22 protein-coding genes are annotated in these 18,161 nt (G+C 62.9%); 16 read left to right on the forward strand and 6 right to left on the reverse strand.

The annotated features are described in order from the left end of the window. Positions 1-87: 87 nt before the first annotated feature. The 3 genes from HU218_RS15635 (at position 88) to HU218_RS15645 (ending at position 2,802) form a co-directional block, all read left to right on the forward strand. On the forward strand, positions 88-588 hold the full coding sequence (locus HU218_RS15635) for a GNAT family N-acetyltransferase (RefSeq protein WP_217450846.1): 501 nt from the start codon (positions 88-90) through the stop codon (positions 586-588). Between the two features lie 110 nt (positions 589-698). After that, positions 699-1,952, forward strand: a complete 1,254-nt coding sequence (locus tag HU218_RS15640; protein WP_174875864.1) for a nitronate monooxygenase — start codon at positions 699-701, stop codon at positions 1,950-1,952. 163 nt (positions 1,953-2,115) lie between these two features. After that, entirely contained in the window at positions 2,116-2,802 is a 687-nt protein-coding gene (locus HU218_RS15645; protein WP_246211286.1) for a MarC family protein, read from the forward strand. A 54-nt stretch (positions 2,803-2,856) separates the two neighbouring features. On the opposite strand, the gene HU218_RS15650 is transcribed toward HU218_RS15645, so the two are convergent. Then, positions 2,857-3,123, reverse strand: a complete 267-nt coding sequence (locus tag HU218_RS15650) for a SemiSWEET transporter (protein WP_174875865.1) — start codon at positions 3,121-3,123, stop codon at positions 2,857-2,859. A gap of 171 nt (positions 3,124-3,294) precedes the next feature. Between HU218_RS15650 and HU218_RS15655 the strand changes: the two genes are divergently transcribed. Continuing rightward, entirely contained in the window at positions 3,295-4,053 is a 759-nt protein-coding gene (locus HU218_RS15655) for a sulfite exporter TauE/SafE family protein (protein WP_174875866.1), read from the forward strand. Between the two features lie 65 nt (positions 4,054-4,118). Beyond that, positions 4,119-4,808: a TerC family protein gene (locus tag HU218_RS15660; RefSeq protein ID WP_281357202.1), complete on the forward strand. Its 690-nt coding sequence runs from the start codon at positions 4,119-4,121 to the stop codon at positions 4,806-4,808. Positions 4,809-4,860: 52 nt separating this feature from the next. Here HU218_RS15660 and HU218_RS15665 read toward each other — a convergent pair whose 3' ends face one another. Together HU218_RS15665 and HU218_RS15670 are read right to left on the reverse strand one after the other, a co-directional pair. Next, complete coding sequence (locus HU218_RS15665) at positions 4,861-5,196, reverse strand: cysteine-rich CWC family protein (protein ID WP_174875868.1); 336 nt, start codon at positions 5,194-5,196, stop codon at positions 4,861-4,863. Further along, the gene (locus HU218_RS15670; RefSeq protein ID WP_174875869.1) at positions 5,193-5,768 is read right to left on the reverse strand and encodes a HutD/Ves family protein; all 576 of its coding nucleotides are present in this window, start codon (positions 5,766-5,768) and stop codon (positions 5,193-5,195) included. The genes HU218_RS15665 and HU218_RS15670 overlap by 4 nt, the downstream gene beginning before the upstream one ends. A 64-nt stretch (positions 5,769-5,832) precedes the next feature. Between HU218_RS15670 and HU218_RS15675 the strand changes: the two genes are divergently transcribed. After that, a complete protein-coding gene (locus HU218_RS15675; RefSeq protein WP_174875870.1) occupies positions 5,833-6,375 on the forward strand; it encodes a GNAT family N-acetyltransferase in 543 nt (180 codons plus the stop codon). 128 nt (positions 6,376-6,503) lie between these two features. After that, complete coding sequence (locus tag HU218_RS15680) at positions 6,504-7,712, forward strand: amino acid aminotransferase (protein ID WP_174875871.1); 1,209 nt, start codon at positions 6,504-6,506, stop codon at positions 7,710-7,712. An 88-nt stretch (positions 7,713-7,800) separates the two neighbouring features. Here the strand turns inward: HU218_RS15680 and HU218_RS15685 are convergent, their stop codons facing one another. Beyond that, positions 7,801-8,184 carry a glycine zipper domain-containing protein gene (locus HU218_RS15685; protein WP_174875872.1) on the reverse strand — a complete coding sequence of 128 codons (384 nt, stop codon included), beginning with the start codon at positions 8,182-8,184 and terminating at the stop codon, positions 7,801-7,803. Positions 8,185-8,359: 175 nt separating this feature from the next. On the opposite strand from HU218_RS15685, the gene HU218_RS15690 reads away from it, so the two are divergent. Beyond that, entirely contained in the window at positions 8,360-8,698 is a 339-nt protein-coding gene (locus tag HU218_RS15690; RefSeq protein WP_174875873.1) for a YkgJ family cysteine cluster protein, read from the forward strand. A 51-nt stretch (positions 8,699-8,749) separates the two neighbouring features. Here HU218_RS15690 and HU218_RS15695 read toward each other — a convergent pair whose 3' ends face one another. Further along, positions 8,750-9,853 (reverse strand): methyl-accepting chemotaxis protein, encoded by a 1,104-nt coding sequence (locus tag HU218_RS15695; protein WP_217450847.1) that lies wholly within the window; start codon positions 9,851-9,853, stop codon positions 8,750-8,752. A 490-nt stretch (positions 9,854-10,343) separates the two neighbouring features. On the opposite strand from HU218_RS15695, the gene HU218_RS15700 reads away from it, so the two are divergent. The 3 genes from HU218_RS15700 (at position 10,344) to HU218_RS15710 (ending at position 14,310) form a co-directional block, all read left to right on the forward strand. Beyond that, positions 10,344-12,224 (forward strand): sensor histidine kinase, encoded by a 1,881-nt coding sequence (locus HU218_RS15700; RefSeq protein WP_174875875.1) that lies wholly within the window; start codon positions 10,344-10,346, stop codon positions 12,222-12,224. Further along, positions 12,217-13,545, forward strand: a complete 1,329-nt coding sequence (gene aauR / locus HU218_RS15705) for a two-component response regulator AauR (protein ID WP_174875876.1) — start codon at positions 12,217-12,219, stop codon at positions 13,543-13,545. Before HU218_RS15700 ends, aauR begins: the two co-directional genes overlap by 8 nt. A gap of 189 nt (positions 13,546-13,734) precedes the next feature. Then, the gene (locus HU218_RS15710) at positions 13,735-14,310 is read left to right on the forward strand and encodes an RBBP9/YdeN family alpha/beta hydrolase (RefSeq protein WP_174875877.1); all 576 of its coding nucleotides are present in this window, start codon (positions 13,735-13,737) and stop codon (positions 14,308-14,310) included. A 73-nt stretch (positions 14,311-14,383) separates the two neighbouring features. Here the strand turns inward: HU218_RS15710 and HU218_RS17100 are convergent, their stop codons facing one another. Next, positions 14,384-14,902, reverse strand: coding sequence for a methylated-DNA--[protein]-cysteine S-methyltransferase (locus tag HU218_RS17100; protein WP_174875878.1), 519 nt, complete (start codon positions 14,900-14,902; stop codon positions 14,384-14,386). Positions 14,903-15,080: 178 nt separating this feature from the next. Here HU218_RS17100 and atpD point away from each other — a divergent pair, with 178 nt between their 5' ends. The 5 genes from atpD to atpE are packed head-to-tail and all read left to right on the forward strand — an operon-like array spanning position 15,081 to position 18,154. Beyond that, positions 15,081-16,514: a F0F1 ATP synthase subunit beta gene (atpD, locus tag HU218_RS15720; protein ID WP_246211305.1), complete on the forward strand. Its 1,434-nt coding sequence runs from the start codon at positions 15,081-15,083 to the stop codon at positions 16,512-16,514. Next, a complete protein-coding gene (locus tag HU218_RS15725; RefSeq protein ID WP_174875879.1) occupies positions 16,511-16,912 on the forward strand; it encodes a F0F1 ATP synthase subunit delta/epsilon in 402 nt (133 codons plus the stop codon). The genes atpD and HU218_RS15725 overlap by 4 nt, the downstream gene beginning before the upstream one ends. Further along, entirely contained in the window at positions 16,909-17,181 is a 273-nt protein-coding gene (locus HU218_RS15730) for an AtpZ/AtpI family protein (RefSeq protein WP_174875880.1), read from the forward strand. The genes HU218_RS15725 and HU218_RS15730 overlap by 4 nt, the downstream gene beginning before the upstream one ends. After that, a complete protein-coding gene (locus HU218_RS15735) occupies positions 17,181-17,891 on the forward strand; it encodes a F0F1 ATP synthase subunit A (protein ID WP_174875881.1) in 711 nt (236 codons plus the stop codon). Before HU218_RS15730 ends, HU218_RS15735 begins: the two co-directional genes overlap by 1 nt. Further along, a complete protein-coding gene (atpE, locus tag HU218_RS15740) occupies positions 17,888-18,154 on the forward strand; it encodes an ATP synthase F0 subunit C (RefSeq protein WP_174875882.1) in 267 nt (88 codons plus the stop codon). The genes HU218_RS15735 and atpE overlap by 4 nt, the downstream gene beginning before the upstream one ends. Positions 18,155-18,161 lie beyond the last annotated feature (7 nt).

Genomic DNA, 18,161 nt, shown 5'->3' on the forward strand with positions numbered 1-18,161 from the left:
GGCAAGATTGTCACGAACTTGCGCTAGTTTCTGTGATTGTCTGCCGCGGGCAGGCAAAAGAACATAGTGCCTGCTGCCGGAGTTGCCATGCTGCCTATCCGTACGCCGCGCCTGTTGTTGCGCGAATTCACGCTGGAAGATACCGCCGTGGTTCTGGGTGTGCTCAATGATGCGGATTTTATCCGCTTTGTTGCCGACCGTGGTGTTCGCAGTCACGCCCAGGCGCAGGACTATCTGCGCCATGGCCCGCTGGCCAGCTACCGGCAGCATGGTCTTGGCCTGTGGTGTGTGGCGCGGCTGGAGGATGGCCTGGCGCTGGGCATGTGCGGGCTGATCCGCCGTGACGGCATGCCGGATGTCGATCTGGGCTATGCCCTGCTGCCGCATGCCCGAGGCTGCGGTTATGCCCGCGAAGCGGCGCAAGCCTGTCTGGATTACGGCCGCAGCGCGCTGCAGTTGCCGCGTATCGTGGCGTATATCGATCCGGCCAACCGGGCATCGGCGACGGTACTTGAAGCCATCGGCATGCAGTACCAGGGGCTGGTGGCTTTCCCGGGCGTGGCCGGCGATACCGCGTTATATGAATAAGCTGTCTCTGCTGACGCAGGGATGGATATCACTGGGTTGCAAGAGAGTAAAAACTCTATATTTTGCGGTTTGCCGTATAATGCCGCCCAGTCTTACGGAGAGTGTTTTAGATGAAATGTGTTGATGATTTCCGCCTGCGCCTGGGCGAGCACGAACTGGTGCCGATCATGCAGGGCGGTATGGGTGTGGATATTTCCACTGCCTCGCTGGCGTTGGAAGTGGCCCGCCTGGGGGGTATCGGTCATATCTCGGATGCGATGGTGCCCACCGTGGCCGATCGCCGCTTCAATACCAAATACGTAAAGAACAAGCTCAAACAATACAAGTTCAACGTAGCAAACTCCGACAAGTCGGTGGTGAAGTTCGACCTGCAGGAGCTGGCCGACGCCACCCGCATGCATGTGCGCAGTGCGATGGACGCCAAGCAGGGTAATGGTCTGATTTTCATCAACTGCATGGAAAAGCTGACCATGAACGCGCCGAAGGAGACCCTGAAGGTGCGCATGGAAGCCGCTCTGGATGCCGGCATCGACGGTATTACCCTGGCCGCCGGCCTGCATTTGGGTTCGTTCGCGCTGATCGAGGATCACCCGCGCTTCCGCGAGGCCAAGCTTGGCATCATCGTGTCGTCGCTGCGTGCCTTGCAGCTGTTCCTGAAGAAAACCGCCCGCCTCAAGCGCCTGCCGGACTACGTGGTGATCGAAGGCCCGCTGGCCGGTGGCCACCTGGGCTTCGGCATGGACTGGGACCAGTACAACCTGGCCGATATCGTGGTGGAAATCCGCGATTGGCTGAAAGCCGAGAACCTGGAGATTCCGCTGATTGCCGCCGGTGGTGTGTTTACTGGCAGCGATGCGGTGCGTTTCCTGGAAATGGGCGCCAGCGGGGTACAGGTGGCGACCCGCTTTACCGTTACCCGCGAATGCGGTCTGCCGGACAAGGTAAAGCAGGAGTATTTCAAGGCCACCGAGGACGACATCGAGGTCAACCAGCTGTCGCCCACCGGTTACCCGATGCGCATGATCAAGCAGTGCCCGGCGATCGGCGACGGCATCCGCCCGAACTGTGAAGCCTACGGCTACCTGCTGGATGCCAGCGGCAACTGCCAGTACATCGAGGCATACAACCGTGAAGTGGCCGCCCACCCGGACGAGCGCCGCATCAAGGTGATGGACAAGCCCTGCCTGTGCACCCACATGCGCAATTTCGATTGCTGGACCTGCGGCCAGTTCACCTATCGCCTGAAGGACACCACCTGGCGCAAGGAAGACGGCAGCTACCAGCTGCTGACTGCCGAACAGGTGTTCCGCGATTACCAGTTCAGCAAGGACGATAAGGTTACGCTGCCGCCGCAAGAGCAGTAACGCCGGCAAGCTGCCACCGAGCGCCGCGCCTGTTACCGGGTGCGGCGTTTCTGTTTATGCCGCCGGCACTTGCGGCCAACGTTGGCCGCAATGCTAGAATCGCCGCGACTATCCATAACGAAAACAAGCCATGCCGCCTAGCTGCGGCTGGCCGGAGACCTGCATGAGCCCGATGTTGTCGCTGCTAGCCAGCAAGTTCCTGTTCGTCGCCGCGGCCTTGCTGCCCATCATCAACCCACCCGGGCTGGTGCCGTTCTTTATCTCGCTGACCGCACACAATACGCCGGCACAGCGCGCGTTCCTGGCGCGACGCATTGCCATTTACTGCTTCCTGCTGTTGCTTGGCAGCATGTATATCGGCGGTTTCGTGCTGAGTTTCTTCGGCGTGTCGCTGCCGGTGGTGCAGTTGTCCGGTGGCCTGCTGATCACGTTCGCTGCCTGGCGCATGCTCAATGACAACCCGGCGGAAAATACGCCGGACGTGAACCAGCTGGAAAACCGCGAGGCGCTCAAGCAGCGGGCGTTTTATCCGCTGACGTTTCCGATGACGGTGGGGCCCGGTTCCATTTCGGTGGCTATCACCGTAGGGGCGTCGCTGACCAGTACCGGCAAGGCGCTGGTCAAGTTCACCGTGGCACCGTTGGCCGCAGTCGCCGCGGTAGCGGTAACCTGCCTGCTGATCTGGTGGTGCCTGCTGCATGCCGACAAGTTCATGCGCTATCTGGGACAGACCGGTGCGGTGGTGTTCCTGCGCCTGACTGCATTCATCCTGCTGTGCCTGGGGGTGCAGATCATGTGGGAAGGGTTCAGCGGGCTGGTGGAGCCGCTGTTGCAGGGTATCGGAAAATAAGACGCCCAAAAGCACAAGGCCCCGCGCTGCGGGGCCTTGTCGTTGCTGCCGCCGTTAGTCGCGGTTTTGCCAAAGCTGGCGCAGTTTCATCACCAGGATGATGGACGCCAGCAGCATGGTAATCAGGTTGGCCGCCATCACCGGTACCGAGCCGATGTGCCAGCCATACAGCAGCCACAGCAGCGTGCCGGTCACGAACATCAGATACATCGCCAGCGAAATGCTGCGGGTGTCGCGACTTTTCAGGGTGTGCAGCACTTGGGGCAGAAAGCTGCCGGTAGTAAGCAGGGCGGCGATATAGCCCAGTTGTTCAGCATTCATGGTGGCTAAGGTTGTGGGGTGGGTGATGGGCTGATTGTGCCAGAGCCGCGCTGGTTACAAGCGGCTACTGCCGCTTTTCACGCTGCGCTGTCGCTTGGCTGTTGCGGCTAGGCCGCTGCCGGCTGCCATTAATGACGTTACAATGGCGCCTTTTTTGCCGAGAGGATTTCCATGCTGACATTGGGCTTTCTATGCCTGTTCGCCTTTCTGGCCGGGCTGATTGATGCGGCAGTTGGCGGCGGAGGCCTGATCCAGATTCCGGCGCTGTTCAATGCCTTGCCGCAGGTATCGGTGGCCACCCTGTTCGGCACCAACAAGATGTCGTCTGCCGTCGGAACGGTGTTTGCAGCCCGTTCCTACCTCAAACGGGTGCGCCTGCCGTGGAAGCTGGTGCTGCCGGCAGCGGCGGCGGCGTTTGTGATGTCCTTTGCCGGTGCGGCGGCGGTGAGCCTGATTCCGTCCAGCGTAATGCGCCCCCTGGTGCTGGTGTTGCTGATTGGCATGGCGATTTACACCCTGCACAAGAAAGATCTGGGCAAGCTGCACAAACCGGTTATTATCGGCCGCCGCGAAATGCTGGTAGGACTGGCGATCGGCGGCGGTATCGGCTTTTACGATGGCCTGTTCGGGCCGGGTACCGGCAGCTTTCTGATGTTCCTGTTCGTGCGCTTTTTCGCTTTCGATTTCCTGCACGCCTCGGCGGCAGCCAAGGTGGTCAACCTGGCCACCAACGTGGCGGCGCTGTGCTTTTTCATTCCCAGCGGGAATGTGCTATACGGTTTTGCGCTACCGATGGCCGCCTGTAATGTGGCTGGCGCACTGACCGGGTCGTGGCTGGCCATGCGCAAGGGCGCAGGCTTCGTGCGTGGTTTGTTCCTGGTACTGGTGACGGTGCTGATCTGCAAACTGGCGTGGGACATGCTGCACTGACAGTTTTCCGGCTGCCCGCGTGGCAGCCATCCGATTAGATAAGGGAGTAGTACACGATGTTGGCAATGCTTGGTGAAAGCGCATTCTGGCTCTCGGTCCTGCAGATCATCATGATCGACATTCTGCTGGGGGGCGACAATGCCGTGGTGATCGCCCTGGCTTGCCGCAGCCTGCCGGAAGAGCAGCGCAAAAAAGGGATTTTCTGGGGCGTGATCGGTGCCATCGGCCTGCGTGTGGTGCTGATTGCGTTTGCGCTGCAGATTCTCGACATCCCGTTCCTGAAGCTGGCCGGTGGCCTGCTGTTGCTGTGGATCGGCATGCAGTTGCTGGTCGGCGAGGACGATGACGGTCACGATGTGCAGGGCAGTACCCACCTGTGGGGGGCGGTGAAAACCATCATCGTCGCCGATGCGGTGATGAGCTTTGACAATGTGATCGCCGTGGCTGGTGCCTCGCATGGCAGCCTGGCGCTGGTGGTGTTCGGCATTGTCATCAGCATCCCGATCATCGTGTGGGGCAGCCAGCTGGTACTGAAACTGATGGATCGCTTCCCGATCGTGATTACCCTCGGCGGTGGTCTGCTGGGCTGGATCGGCGGCTCGATGCTGCTCACCGATAAGGGCTTGCTCGATTACACCGGCATGTTGCCGGGCTGGTCGCATCAGGTGGCCGGCGCCATCGGCGCGCTGCTGGTGGTGGCGACCGGTACAGTGCTGGCCCGGCGTAAGTCGCCAGCGACGGCGCGTTCTGAATAATCGCAGCAAAACTGCAAACCCCGGCCAGGTGCCGGGGTTTTGCTTTGCTGGTTTAGTGCTTGTCGGCCAGTGCCTGCAGACAGTCCGGGCACATGCAGTCGGCGCTTGCTCCCTCGGCCGGCAGCAGCGGTGGCAGGTCTGCACACCAGCAACCGCCGCGCTGGCCACCGGTGCCGCAGTGGAAAGGTTGGCCGCAGCGGCTGCATTCTAGTGCGCGCGGCGTACCCGGAATGGCGAGGGCAGCGATACGCGCCAGCACGGCTTGTTTACGGGTGTCATCGGCTTGCGACCAGCCGGCAATTTCGTCCAGGGTGCGCAGGCAGCCGGTGCAGTAGCGACCGCTGCTGTCCAGCTGGCACACGCCAATACAGGGTGAAGCAATGCTCATGTGAAGCTCGCCTCGACGACAATCAGCCGGCAGGGGGCCGTCGCCATCAACTGCAGCGTCGCCGGTGTGGGTAGCCACAGCGCATCGCGATAGCCCAGTTGCTGCGTGTCGTGACCATCGCTGGCCAGCAGGCTGCTGCCTTCTGCCAGCAGCAACAGCATCGGCCCGTTACTGTGCAGCGCGACAGGCTCTTTTACCTGCAGATAGCGGGTCTGGTGGCTGGCCCGGCCGCGGCGCGTCATCACATTGAAATCCTGCACCTTGCCATTCAACCGGGTGCTGCTGATGGCGCGACCGCCATCAAATGCCAGCAGTGGCCCGCCGGCGTGCAGGCTGGCGATTTCTTTTCCGTCTTCATGCAGGGCAAGACCATTGCCGGACAGCAGGCCCAGCGTACGATCGACGCCGCTGAAATCGGAAAACGGGCCGTCGCTGTCGACATCGGCAATGCTGATGCGCAGCGTGAAGGTGTCAAGGTTGGCCGCAGGCGGGTAAACCAGCAGCTGGCGGGTAATGCCGCCGCCGTTTTTCCACGGCGTGACTGGCAGGGAATCGAAGCGGATGAGTTGCATGCGTTTGTCTCGGGGGCGAAGAGGGGGATAGCATGATCCCGGAAAAATCTGCCCGGAGCCTATCATGTTTGATCCCGTTTTGACTGCTGCCACGCCTGCTGACGCCGCGCTGCTGGCCGGCCTGCATTGGCGCAGCTGGCTGGTGGCATATCGCGGCCTGTTGCCGGACCGTTATCTGGACGAGCAGGCCGGTAGCGAGATGGTGGCGAAATGGCAGCAACGTATGGGGACTGACGCCACGCAGTATCGGGTGTGCATTGCCCGCGTGGCAGGTGTCGCCGCTGGCTTTGTCTGTCTGCAGCCGGGTTTTGCGCCGCAGCAGGGGGTGTACCTGGACAATCTGCATGTGTTGCCGGTGTGGCAGGGGCACGGCCTTGGCAAGAAGCTGCTGGCCTGGGCCGCAGCAGAAGTCGCCACCCACTGGCCGGGGCAGGCGCTGCTACTGCATGTGCTGGATGGCAATCTGCCGGCGCGCGAGGTTTATCGCCGGCTGGGTGGAATTGAAACAAAGCTGCCGGATGAGACCATGGCTGGCGATGTCATCGTGCCGGTTAACCAGGTGACGTGGCAGGATGTGCCGGCATTGCTGGCTCGTCTGCAATCATAGCGCCAACGCGTCAAGACCCTTGTCGCAGCGCGGTGGCGGGCGGCGTGATAGACTTGCGCCATCCGGTTTTCATCACCTGCAGGTTGGCCGCGCGCCGCTTGCTACCCGTGCATTTAATGGAGCTCCGCATGTCTTCTTCGATTTTCGCCGCCGTCGAGATGGCCCCGCGCGACCCGATCCTGGGTCTGAACGAAGCCTTCAACGCCGATACCCGTAGCAATAAAGTGAACCTGGGTGTTGGCGTTTATTACGATGATAACGGCAAGATCCCGCTGCTGGCCGCGGTAAAGGCCGCCGAGAAAGCCCGTCTGGAAGCCATGCCGCCGCGCGGCTACCAGCCGATCGAAGGCCCGGTTGCCTACAACCAGGCAGTGCAGAATCTGCTGCTGGGCGCTGATAGCGAGCTGATCGCTGCTGGCCGTGTAGTCACTGCGCAGGCACTGGGTGGTACCGGTGCACTGAAAATCGGTGGCGACTTCCTCAAGCGCCTGAACCCGTCTGCCAAGGTGTACATCAGCGACCCGTCGTGGGAAAACCACCGCGCGCTGTTCGAAGCCGCCGGCTTCCAGGTAGAAAACTATCCGTACTACGATGCGGCAACCCGCGGCGTGAACTTTGCCGGCATGAAGTCCTTCCTGCTGGGCCTGGATGCCGGTTCCGTGATCATTCTGCATGCCTGCTGCCACAACCCGACCGGCGCCGATCTGTCCGACGCGCAGTGGGCCGAGGTGGTGGAAATCTGCCGCGAGCGCGGTCTGGTGCCGTTCCTCGACATGGCTTACCAGGGCTTTGCCGAAGGCATCGCGCCGGACGCGGTGGCGGTTAACCTGTTCGCCGCTTCCGGCCTGCAGTTCTTCGTGTCCAGCTCCTTCTCCAAGAGCTTCTCGCTGTACGGCGAGCGTGTTGGTGCTTTGTCCATCATCACTGCCAGCAAGGAAGAGCCCGGCCGCGTGCTGTCGCAGCTGAAGCGCGTGACCCGCCCCAACTACTCCACCCCGCCGATCCACGGTGGTGCGGTAGTGGCCGCGGTACTGGGTAGCAGCGAGCTGCGCCAGATGTGGGAAGACGAACTGGCCGGCATGCGCGACCGTATCCGCGCCATGCGCAGCGGTCTGGTCGACGCCATCAAGGCGCAGAATGTGGCACAGGACTTCAGCTTCGTGATCCAGCAGCGTGGCATGTTCTCCTACACCGGTCTGACGGCCGCCCAGGTAGAGCGCATGAAGGACGAGTTCGGCATCTACGCTGTCTCCACCGGCCGTATCTGCCTGGCCGCGTTGAACAGCAAGAACATCGGCTACGTGGCCGAAGCCATCGCCCAGGTGGTCAAGGGCTAAGGCAATCTGCCTCATGCTAGTCGTGGGGCGCAAAAAAAGCCGCTGCATCTGCAGCGGCTTTTTTCATGGCTTGACGTGGCAAAGATGCTTAGTCGTCTTCGCCCCAGCGACCGCGGTCACCCCAGCCGCCTCGGTTATCCCAGTGACCGTGCTTGCGGAAGTGTTTGAAATGTCTGTCCGGTTGCACCACGTAATATACCGGCCGCGGCTGTACCGGCACCGCGTAGACCACCGGCTGCGGGCGAGGTTGACGCACGATCACGCGTTCGCGCTGTTGCGTCAGGATCACGCCGGTAGCACCGCCGATGGCGCTGCCGATTATGGCACCGTCACGGCCGCCCACGCTCTGGCCGATGGCGGCTCCGGCTGCACCGCCGATGGCGCCACCAAGGACGCTGTCCAGATGATCGGCCATGGCATAAGAGGCCGACAGGGAAAGAAGGGCGGCAGTAACTAGGGTAGAGATTCGCATGGTGTTTCTCCTGTGCGCTAAGTTCATGACCCTAGTCTAGCCATGGCAGCAGCCTGCTCTGCAGCAGTCTTGTGGCGTGTTTTTGACAGTTTGTGACAGTTGCTTGACGCTGCTGTGGACTCTGTCAAAAAATTAACGAGTGTTCATAGGCTAGCCCGCTTGCCGCATTACCGGTATGTCGCACTCTTCTTCCATTTGCCAGACTTGTGGCGCCTGCTGCGCCAGTTTTCGCGTTTCTTTCTACTGGGCCGAAGCCGATGATGGCGGTGGCACCGTGCCGGTCTCGATTACCGAGCAGGTAAACAGTTTCCAGCGTTGCATGCGCGGCACCTGGGCTGCGCAGCCGCACTGTGTGGCGCTGGTCGGGGAGGTTGGCCGCAACGTCGGTTGCGCTATTTACCCGCTGCGCTCGTCAACCTGTCGCGCAGTAGCGGTGGGTTCTGCCCAGTGTTTGCGTGCCAGGGAGCGCTGGCGTTTGCCGGCCTTGCCGGCTTGCGCCCCCATTACCGGTTGACCAAAAAAATCGCCCCGCAGTAGCGGGGCGATGTTCGTGACGAAGTGTCTGTCAGCCGATCTTGTGCTGACAGGGATTCTGTTCCAGCTGGGTCAGCACATCGATGACGTCAGCCGAGGCGCGCTCCATATCCTGCAGCGCGCGGGTGGCGCGGCTGTAATCGGCATCGTGGAACGCCTGCAGAGCCACGCGGCCAAATTCATGCACTTTTTCGTGCGGTGCTTCCAGCTGGTTATACAGTGCGTTGCCGCGGCACTCGTTGTAGCCACGGCCTTCGTAGTACCACTTGCCCAGACGGCAATGGCGATGGTCGGATAGCTGCCCGGCTTGCAGGTCGTGGTAGCCAATAAAGGCTTTGTAGATGTCCAGCTTGAACACGATGTGATCCAGTTTCACCACTTCCATGAAGCTGGTGTTGGAGCCATTGGCAATCACATTGGCCATTGCCTCGCTGTCATCGACCAGTTTGCGGATGGCTTCGGCCACGGCCTGGCCGGTATGGCGATAACCCTCGGCTTGGGCGGCGGCTTCATCCACTTGCTGTTTGGTGGCGCTGGAAGCAGAGTCCACTTCGCTGACCAGCGTGGAAATTTCGCTGGTAGCCTGCGCGGTACGCTCGGCCAGTTTGCGCACTTCGTCGGCCACCACGGCAAAGCCGCGGCCCTGTTCGCCGGCGCGTGCGGCTTCGATAGCGGCATTCAGTGCCAGCAGGTTGGTCTGGTCGGCAACGTCCTTGATCAGCTGCACAAACTGCTGGATGCGGCCGGTCTTGTCGCTGAGGGCGGCAATCTGTTCGGCAGTCTGGGACTGGGCATCGGCAATGTGCTGGAAGCTGTTGGTCAGGGTATCAACTGCCTGGCGGGTCTGGTGCAGGCTGGTGACGGCTTCGCTGGCCAGCAGGAATTTGTCTTCCAGCATGGATGCCAATTCGGAGAACGAACCGCGCAGCTGGGCGGTACTGTCACAGAACTGGCCAAACGGCTCGCGGTAAACCTCGCGCTTGGTGTGTTGACGGTTTTCTTCTTCGCGGGCGCTGAGGCTGTCCTGCAGCTGGCGGCGAGTAGTGTCCAGTTCCTGCTGTACTTGCTGGCGTTCGCGTTCCAGTTCGTTCAGGCGGGCTTCCAGTGCGTCGATCTTTTTACGATTACCAAACATGAATTGCTCCAGGCTGTTGCCGCAGGCATTGAGAGAGGCTGTTCTTGTCCGCCCATGATACTTATTTGTCAGCACTGGCAATTTGCTTTTATGCATGTTTTTTGCAATTTTTTCTTGAGGCATGCGTGCCGGACGTAAAACGGCGTACGGATTTCCGAACGCGACCCGGGTGGCGATCCGGTAATCCGGCTGCTACAGCGCTGGAATTCTCGCTAAGTAATTGATTTTTATAGATTGCTCCGGGCGGGCAAAGCTGGCCCGCAAAATGCTATTAACAGTGGGAGTCGATACCCGTTCGACCAGTAGACAAAAAAACACCACGGGCAAGAGCAAACCCTTTCCGGCGCAGACCGGACGGCGCAGGCCGCCTCGCAATGCGGGGCGGCCTTCCCGCCTGACCTCCCGAATTCCCCCGACAATCTGGCCGCAGCCGGTAGGCTGTGATAGAACGCTCCATTCCTTATCGAACATGCTGCGCCTGCTTGTTGACATGATTACCTCCCGCATACGCAAGCCGCTGGTCTGGGGCGGCATTCTGGTATTGCTGGTGCTGTTGTGCAGCCTGGTGACCTACCGGGTGTCCTACCGTACCGGCGTCGAATCCCTGCGCGAGAACGGCAACCGCCAGCTGGAGCTGCACGCTCGCGGCGTGGAAAGCGAGATCGAGCGCTATATCTGGCTGCCGCGCGTGCTGGGACTACACGTGCCGACCCGTTCACTGCTGGAAGCGGAGAACCCCGCATTGCGGGGCAGCAGCGACCACCTTGCCCCGCTGCGGCGCGAGGTCAACGAATACCTGGAAGGCATGAATGCCCGCAGCGGCACGCTGGCGCTGTATGTGCTGGATATCAGCGGCCGCGTGCTGGCGGCCAGTAATTGGCGCCGCATGGACAGCTATGTCGGCGAGGACCTGTCCACCCGCCCGTATTTTGTCGAGGCGATGAACGGCGGTCAGGGCCAGTTTTACGGCCTGGACAGCCTGTCCGGCGAACCTGGCTACTATCTTTCCAGCCCGCTGCGGATCGGCGACCGCATCATCGGCGTGGCGGTGGTGAAGGTGAAGCTGTCGCAACTGGAGCATGGCTGGCGCAAGGCCAACTCCAACGCGCTGGTGACCGACGAGAACGGCGTCATCATCCTGGCGGCCAACCCGGCTTGGTATCTGCGTGCCATGCAGCCGATCAGTGCCGAGCGCCGCCAGCAGCTGGCGCTAAGCCTGCAATATCACTGGGCGTTGCTGCCGGAATTAAGCCTGGCCGAACGCATCGTGCTGTCGCCGGGACTGGAGCAGTGGGGGGTGGCCGACGACAAGAACCGGCTGCGCGTCTATCGCTACCTGGTGCAGTCGCGCACCCTCAACGACACCCGCTGGAAGCTCACCCTGCTCAGTCCGCTGGGCGAGGTGCGCGCTGCCGCGCTGACGCATGCCATGCTGGCCGCGGCGATCGCGGCGTTCGTCACCCTGCTGATCATCGCCATGAACGAGCGGCGCAAGGCGCTGGCCACCAAGTTGGCCGCACGCGAAGCGCTGGAAGCGGCCAACAGCGAGCTGGAACGTCGGATTACCGAACGCACTGCCGACCTCAAGGCCAGTAACGACCGGCTGCGGGCGGAAATCCGCGAACGCGAGCAGGCCGAGCAGAACCTGCGCCAGACCCAGAGCGAGCTGATCCAGGCCGGCAAGCTGGCGGTCATCGGCCAGATGTCCACCAGCATCGCCCACGAGCTGAACCAGCCGCTGGCCGCGCTGCGCACCCTGTCCGGCAACACGGTGAAGTTCCTGCAACGCGGCAAGCTGGATATCGCCAGCACCAATCTCAACACCATTGCCGAGCTGGTGGAACGCATGGGCAAGATTACCGCCTCGCTGCGTTCCTTCGCCCGCCGCTCCGAACATGCCGGTGGCCGCGCCAGGTTGGCCGCCGCGGTGGATGCCGCGCTGTTCCTGCTGCATTCGCGGCTGAGCCAGGAGCCGGTGCTGGTGGAGCGGCATTTTGCCGACGCCGAGCTGGCCATCGACCAGACCCGGCTGGAGCAGATTCTGGTCAACCTGCTGGCCAATGCCATGGATGCGCTGCAAGGCCGTGCCAATGCCCGCATCGTGCTGTCCGGCCAGCGGCTGGAAGACAGCTACCGGCTGGCGGTCAGCGATAACGGCTGCGGCCTGCCGGAGCATGTGATGAAGCATCTGTTCGAACCGTTTTTCACCACCAAGCCAGCCGAGCGCGGCCTGGGGCTGGGGCTGACGCTGTCCGCCAGCCTGGCCGCCGCCGCCGGTGGCGCGCTTACCGCCGGCCAGTCGGCGCTGGGCGGCGCCGAATTTGTCCTGATCCTGCCCCTGTGTCCCGAGGAGGACGCTGCCCATGTCTGAACAAGCCTTGCCGATCCTGTTTGTCGAAGATGACCCGCATGTGTTGCTGGGTTGCCAGCAGGCGCTGCTACTGGAAGACCTGCCGGTGATCGGCTGTGCCAGCGCCGAAGAAGCGCTGCAGAAAATCGCCCAGGGACTGCAGCCGGGCATCGTGATCACCGATGTCCGCCTGCCCGGCATGGATGGCCTGACCCTGCAGCAACAACTGCGCGAGCAGGACCGGCAGCTGCCGGTGGTGGTGGTCACCGGCCACGGCGACGTGGCGATGGCGGTGCAGGCAATGCGCGATGGTGCCTACGATTTCGTGGAAAAACCGTTCTCGCCGGAGCGGCTGGTGGACGTGGCGCGGCGTGCGCTGCAGCAGCGGCTGCTGACGCTGGAAGTCGACAGCCTGCGCCGGCAGCTGGATGGTCGCCAGACGCTGGAGCAGCGCATCATCGGCCGCTCCAGCCGCATGCGCGAACTGCGCGAACTGATCATGAACGTGGCCGATACCGGCGCCAACGTGCTGATTCACGGCGAAACCGGTACCGGCAAGGAGCTGGTGGCCAGCTGCCTGCACGACTACAGCCGCCGCCACCAGCACCATTACGTCGCCATCAACTGCGGCGGGTTGCCGGAAAACCTGTTCGAGAGCGAAATCTTCGGTCACGAGGCCAATGCCTTTACTGGCGCCGGCAAGCGCCGCATCGGCAAGATCGAGCATGCGCACAAGGGCACGCTGTTCCTCGACGAAGTGGAAACCATGCCGATCAACCTGCAGATCAAGCTGCTGCGCGTGTTGCAGGAACACAAGCTGGAGCGGCTGGGGTCCAACCAGGCGGTGGACGTGGATTGCCGGCTGATTGCCGCCACCAAGGAAGACCTGGATCAGCTGTCGCAACAGGGCAAGTTCCGCGCCGACTTCTACTACCGCCTCAACGTGGTCTCGCTGGAAATCCCGGCGCTGCGCGAACGACGCGAGGATATCCCGCTGCTGTTCGAATGCTTCCTGCAGCAGGCGGCGCTGCGCTTCGATCGCGAGCCGATCGAGATCGATCGCAAGACCCTCAGCCAGCTGATGGCGCACGACTGGCCGGGTAATGTGCGCGAACTGCGCAATGTGGCGGAGCGCTACGCGCTGGGCCTGCCGGTGTTCAAGGGCAGCGGCGGCGAGAGCCTGTCGCCGAGTCTGGCCGAAAGCGTCGAGGCATACGAGAAGAGCCTGATCGTGGAAGCCTTACGCCGCCACGGCGGCAATATGACCCAGGCCAGCCAGGCGCTGGGCACCCCGAAAACCACGCTGTTCGACAAGGTAAAGAAATACGGCCTGCAAAGCTGAGGCTGGCGCGCCATGCGCCACGCTGACAACCCGCAGACAGCCCGGCGCTGCTGCGGGTTTTTCATTGCCATCGCCGCGGTATTAGCGCATCAAAAATAACAATAAGAAATAACAAAACAAATTTTAAGTATTTTTGAGAATATGAAACACGGGGTACAGTGCCGGCAGAAGATTGCACTGGAGCAGGTTATGGATACCGATTTCGCCGCCTTTGACTTCATCATCCAGCCGGGCTGGCAGAACTCGCCGCCGGAGCACTGGCAAAGCCACTGGCAGCAGCTGCTGGGGGCGCAGCGGGTAGGCAACCGGGAATGGTTTGCCCCGCAATTGCACGACTGGCTGCAAGGGCTGGAGGCGGCGGTCGCGGCTGCCGGCAAGCCGGTGGTCGTGATTGCCCACAGCCTGGGCTGCGCCACGGTGGCGCACTATGCCGCCCGCCACGGCAAGCGTCTCGCCGGCGCGCTGCTGGTGGCGCCGGCCGATGTCGAGCGCGGCAATGCGCCGGCGCAACTGCAACCGTTTGCGCCGCTGCCGGAAAGCGCGCTGCCGTTTCCGTCGCTGGTGGTGGCCAGCGATAGCGACCCATTCAGCCTGCCGCTGCGCAGCGTACGCATGGCAACGCGCTGGCAAAGCCGGCTACGCTGGCTGCCGCAGGCCGGTCACATCAATGTGGCATCCGGCCACCGGCAGTGGGAGGAGGGGCTGGTTTACCTGCGCGAACTGATTGCCGATATCCGCAGCGGTAGCGTGCAGTCCGCGGCGTGAGCGCTGGCGCGCAGGCTGGTGGCGTTGTTGGCAAGGTGGCTGGTTGGCCGCAAGGCTTGCGGCCGACGTGTGGCTAGCGGAACAGCTCGGGCGGCGTGTTGCCGATCTCGAACTGCAGCAGCGCCGCCTTCAGCGGCAGGCCGCCGGCGTAGCCGGTGAGCTTGCCATCGCTGCCGATTACCCGGTGGCAGGGCACGATCAGTGCGATGGGGTTGGTGGCGTTGGCGCGGCCAACTGCGCGCGCCGCGCCGGGGTCGCCGACGCGCAGTGCCAGCTCGCCATAACTGATGGTGCAGCCGTAGGGAATGCGGCACAGCTCGGCCCAGACCTTGTGCTGGAAATCGCTGCCGGCGGCGGCCAACGGCAGGGTGAATTCGCGGCGGCTGCCGGCGTCGTACTCCGCCAGCTGGCGTGCCACCTCCGCCAGTGCCGCATCGTCGCGCGGGGTGCCAAGCAGGCTGGCGCGCTCCAGCTCGCGCTCGGCATTGAACTCCAGCCGCTGCAGCCCACCGTTGCTGTCCAGCCATGCCGCCACCGTGCCGAAGCGGGTGTCGATCAGCCCGTAGCAGGCGGCTACTGTGCGTGTTTTCATGCTTGTCTGTTTCGCGTGCCGTTGATGGCGGCACTATATCACTCGTACGGCCCCGTTCCCGTCGCCACCTTGCCCTAACTGGTGGCCGGGTGTGGGAAGCCGCCGCTCCCGATCGGCATTGCTGTCCTATGATGGGTACTGGACCCATGCCCGCCGGTATAACAAATCCGGCTATTCGATGATGGCCGAGCATCCAGTTGCTGTTCCTCCCGCAGTCACTCCCGGCGCCGATGGGCGGGACGGTGCTGAATTGCCGCTGGGGGTGATCGAAGAAATTCACGGCCCGGTAATCGACATCCTGTGTCGCCGTCTGCCGCCGCTGCATCAGGCGCTGTATGTCTGGCTGGATGGCGAGCGCCTGACGCTGGAAGTCCACCGCCACCTCGACGAATCCCGTGTCCGCGCCATTGCCTTGCATCGCACCGGCGGCCTGCGCCGCTTGCTGCCGATATTCGATAGCGGCGGGCCGCTGCAAGTGCCGGTGACGCCGGATTGCCTGGGGCGATTGCTGGATATTTTCGGCTTGCCGCTGGATGGCGGCCAACCGTTGGCCGCGGCCGGGCAGCGGCCGGTGGTGGCGTCGCCGGCACCGCTGGCCGAGGCTGCCGGCATGGATGAAATCCTGCCCACCGGCATCAAGGTCATCGACCTGCTGTGTCCCTTTGTGCGCGGCGGCAAGACCGGGCTGTTTGGCGGGGCGGGGGTCGGCAAGACCGTGCTGATCATGGAATTCATGAATGCCATCGTGCAATTGCACCAGGGGGTATCGGTTTTCGCCGGCGTTGGCGAGCGAATTCGCGAAGGACACGAACTGTGGCACGACATGCAGGACGCCGGCGTGATGCCGCGCACGCTGATGGTGTTCGGCCAGATGGACGAATCGCCGGGGGTGCGTTTCCGCATCGGCCTGTCGGCGCTGACCTATGCCGAATACCTGCGCGATCACGTGGCGAAGGAGGTGTTGTTCCTGATGGATAACGCCTTCCGTTTCGTGCAGGCCGGCAGCGAGCTGTCCGGGCTGCTGGGCCGGATGCCGGCGACGGTGGGTTACCAGCCGACGCTGCTATCCGAGGTCGCCGAACTGCAGGAGCGCATCTGCTCCACCCGCAACGGCAGCATCACCGCGGTGGAGGCGGTGTATGTGCCGGCCGACGACATGACCGATCCGGCGGTGGGCGCCATCCTTGCCCACCTCGATACCACGGTGATCCTGGCGCGCAACCAGGCGGCCAAAGGCATCTACCCGGCGGTGGACCCGCTGGCATCGGGCAGCCGCATGATGGACCGCGTCATTCTGGGCGAGCGCCACTACCGCGTCGCGCAGGCGGTACGCGAGCATCTGGCGCGCTACCGCGAGCTGGAGGACATCATCGCGATGCTGGGGCTGGAGGCGATTTCGGAGGCGGACAGGTTGACGGTGCAGCGGGCGCGGTTGCTGCAGCGCTACCTGACGCAGCCGTTTTTTGTGGTCAGCGAACACACCGGCATTGCCGGCGCCTCGGTGCCGCTGGACACCACGCTGCGGGATTGCGAGGACTTTATCGCCGGCAAGTACGACAACCTGTCGGAAGCGGATTGCTATATGCGCGGCAGCATGGAGGGCATGCGGTGAACAGCATCACCCTGTACCTGAATAGCGCCGTGCGCAGCGAGTGCATCGCCGGCGTGGCCAGCTTTGTCGGTACCGATGCCAGCGGCAGTTTCGGCATCCAGCCGGGGCGGGCGCGTTTCATGACCGTGCTGGATTACGGCCTGTCGCGCTTTCGCCGGCAGGACGGCAACTGGGTGTATCTGGCCTGTCCGGGAGCGGTGCTGCATTTCGCCGCTGACCGGCTGACGCTGAATACCCGCCGTTATCTCTACGACGCCGACTACCGGCAGATCAGCGCGCTGCTGGACGGGCAGTTGGCCGCAGAAGAAAGCAAGCTGGATAGCGTCAAGGCCAACCTGCAGCAGCTGGAACAGGCACTGTACCAGCGCTTGCGCCAGCTCGACCGGAGGCCGCGGTGAACGACAAACAGTGGCGGCAGGATGTCGAGGGGGACTGCGGGGGGCTGAAACCGGGGGAGCGCAACCGCCGCTCGCTGCTGGCGCAGACGGTGTTCCTTGGCAGCCTGTCGATTCTGTTTGTGGTGCCCTTGCTGGCCGGCGCCTATCTCGGCCACTGGCTGGACAGCCAGCATGCCGGCTACAGCGTGCGCTGGACCGTGAACCTGATCATTCTCGGGCTGGCGTTGGGCATTTTCAACGTCTACCTGTTTATCCGGAAATACTGGTAATGGACGCGGCAAGTGTTGTGTTCACCATCGGCGGCATGCAGATCACCAGCACGGTGGTGACCACCTGGGGGCTGATGCTGCTGTTTGCGCTCGGCTGCCGGCTGGCGACGCACCGGCTGTCGGTGGACCAGCCGGGGCTGCTGCAGACCGCGCTGGAAGGCAGCGTGCTGTCGATCAAGGCGGCCATCGACGGCGTGCTGCCGGGCCGCGACGACATGCTGCTGCCGTTCATCGGCACGTTGTGGCTGTTTGTGGCGGCGGCCAACCTTACCGGGCTGGTACCGGGGCTGCATTCGCCGACGGCCGACCTGTCCACCACCGCCGCGCTGGCCTTCATCGTGTTTCTCTCGGTGCACTGGTTCGGCATCCGCAGCGCGGGGCCGAAGGCCTACCTTGGCCACTACCTGACGCCCAGCCCGGTGCTGCTGCCGTTCCATCTACTGGGCGAACTGTCGCGCACGCTGGCGCTGGCGGTACGCCTGTTCGGCAACATCATGAGCCTGGAAATGGCGGCCCTGCTGGTGTTGCTGGTGGCGGGCCTGCTGGTGCCGGTACCGGTGCTGATGCTGCACATCATCGAGGCGCTGGTGCAGGCCTACATCTTCGGCACGCTGGCACTGATCTACATCGCCGGCGGCATGCAGTCCCGCGAAGCGGCAGATTCCCGGCAAACGCAGCCAACAAGCGACAAGAAAGGAAGCGCACCATGAGCGATATGCACTGGTTTGTCCTGATCTCCACGGTGGCGGCGGCGGCGGCCATCGCTATCGGCATCATTTTCCCGGCCATTGCCATGGGCAAGGCCATCACCCAGGCGCTGGAATCGCTGGCCCGCCAGCCGGAAGCGGAAAAAACCATCACCCGCACGCTGTTCATCGGGCTGGCGATGATCGAGTCGCTGGCCATCTACGTGCTGGTCATCGTGCTGATCATCCTGTTCCGCAACCCCTTGCTTGAATACCTGCTGCACTAGAGACGCA

The sequence above is a fragment of the Vogesella oryzae genome (assembly GCF_902829295.1).
Lineage (GTDB): Bacteria > Pseudomonadota > Gammaproteobacteria > Burkholderiales > Chromobacteriaceae > Vogesella > Vogesella oryzae.

Excerpts from the sequence above, each read along its gene's own strand:
- atpD (WP_246211305.1), top strand. The coding sequence starts at position 15,081 with ATGATGGCCGAGCATCCAGTTGCTGTTCCTCCCGCAGTCACTCCCGGC.
- HU218_RS15665 (WP_174875868.1), bottom strand. The coding sequence starts at position 5,196 with ATGAGCATTGCTTCACCCTGTATTGGCGTGTGCCAGCTGGACAGCAGC.
- HU218_RS15700 (WP_174875875.1), top strand. The coding sequence starts at position 10,344 with ATGATTACCTCCCGCATACGCAAGCCGCTGGTCTGGGGCGGCATTCTG.
- HU218_RS15660 (WP_281357202.1), top strand. The coding sequence starts at position 4,119 with ATGCTTGGTGAAAGCGCATTCTGGCTCTCGGTCCTGCAGATCATCATG.
- HU218_RS15645 (WP_246211286.1), top strand. The coding sequence starts at position 2,116 with ATGAGCCCGATGTTGTCGCTGCTAGCCAGCAAGTTCCTGTTCGTCGCC.
- aauR (WP_174875876.1), top strand. The coding sequence starts at position 12,217 with ATGTCTGAACAAGCCTTGCCGATCCTGTTTGTCGAAGATGACCCGCAT.
- HU218_RS15655 (WP_174875866.1), top strand. The coding sequence starts at position 3,295 with ATGCTGACATTGGGCTTTCTATGCCTGTTCGCCTTTCTGGCCGGGCTG.
- HU218_RS15680 (WP_174875871.1), top strand. The coding sequence starts at position 6,504 with ATGTCTTCTTCGATTTTCGCCGCCGTCGAGATGGCCCCGCGCGACCCG.
- HU218_RS15670 (WP_174875869.1), bottom strand. The coding sequence starts at position 5,768 with ATGCAACTCATCCGCTTCGATTCCCTGCCAGTCACGCCGTGGAAAAAC.
- HU218_RS15735 (WP_174875881.1), top strand. The coding sequence starts at position 17,181 with ATGGACGCGGCAAGTGTTGTGTTCACCATCGGCGGCATGCAGATCACC.
- HU218_RS15635 (WP_217450846.1), top strand. The coding sequence starts at position 88 with ATGCTGCCTATCCGTACGCCGCGCCTGTTGTTGCGCGAATTCACGCTG.
- HU218_RS15640 (WP_174875864.1), top strand. The coding sequence starts at position 699 with ATGAAATGTGTTGATGATTTCCGCCTGCGCCTGGGCGAGCACGAACTG.
- HU218_RS15690 (WP_174875873.1), top strand. The coding sequence starts at position 8,360 with ATGTCGCACTCTTCTTCCATTTGCCAGACTTGTGGCGCCTGCTGCGCC.
- HU218_RS17100 (WP_174875878.1), bottom strand. The coding sequence starts at position 14,902 with ATGAAAACACGCACAGTAGCCGCCTGCTACGGGCTGATCGACACCCGC.
- HU218_RS15675 (WP_174875870.1), top strand. The coding sequence starts at position 5,833 with ATGTTTGATCCCGTTTTGACTGCTGCCACGCCTGCTGACGCCGCGCTG.
- HU218_RS15710 (WP_174875877.1), top strand. The coding sequence starts at position 13,735 with ATGGATACCGATTTCGCCGCCTTTGACTTCATCATCCAGCCGGGCTGG.
- HU218_RS15695 (WP_217450847.1), bottom strand. The coding sequence starts at position 9,853 with ATGTTTGGTAATCGTAAAAAGATCGACGCACTGGAAGCCCGCCTGAAC.
- HU218_RS15685 (WP_174875872.1), bottom strand. The coding sequence starts at position 8,184 with ATGCGAATCTCTACCCTAGTTACTGCCGCCCTTCTTTCCCTGTCGGCC.
- HU218_RS15650 (WP_174875865.1), bottom strand. The coding sequence starts at position 3,123 with ATGAATGCTGAACAACTGGGCTATATCGCCGCCCTGCTTACTACCGGC.
- atpE (WP_174875882.1), top strand. The coding sequence starts at position 17,888 with ATGAGCGATATGCACTGGTTTGTCCTGATCTCCACGGTGGCGGCGGCG.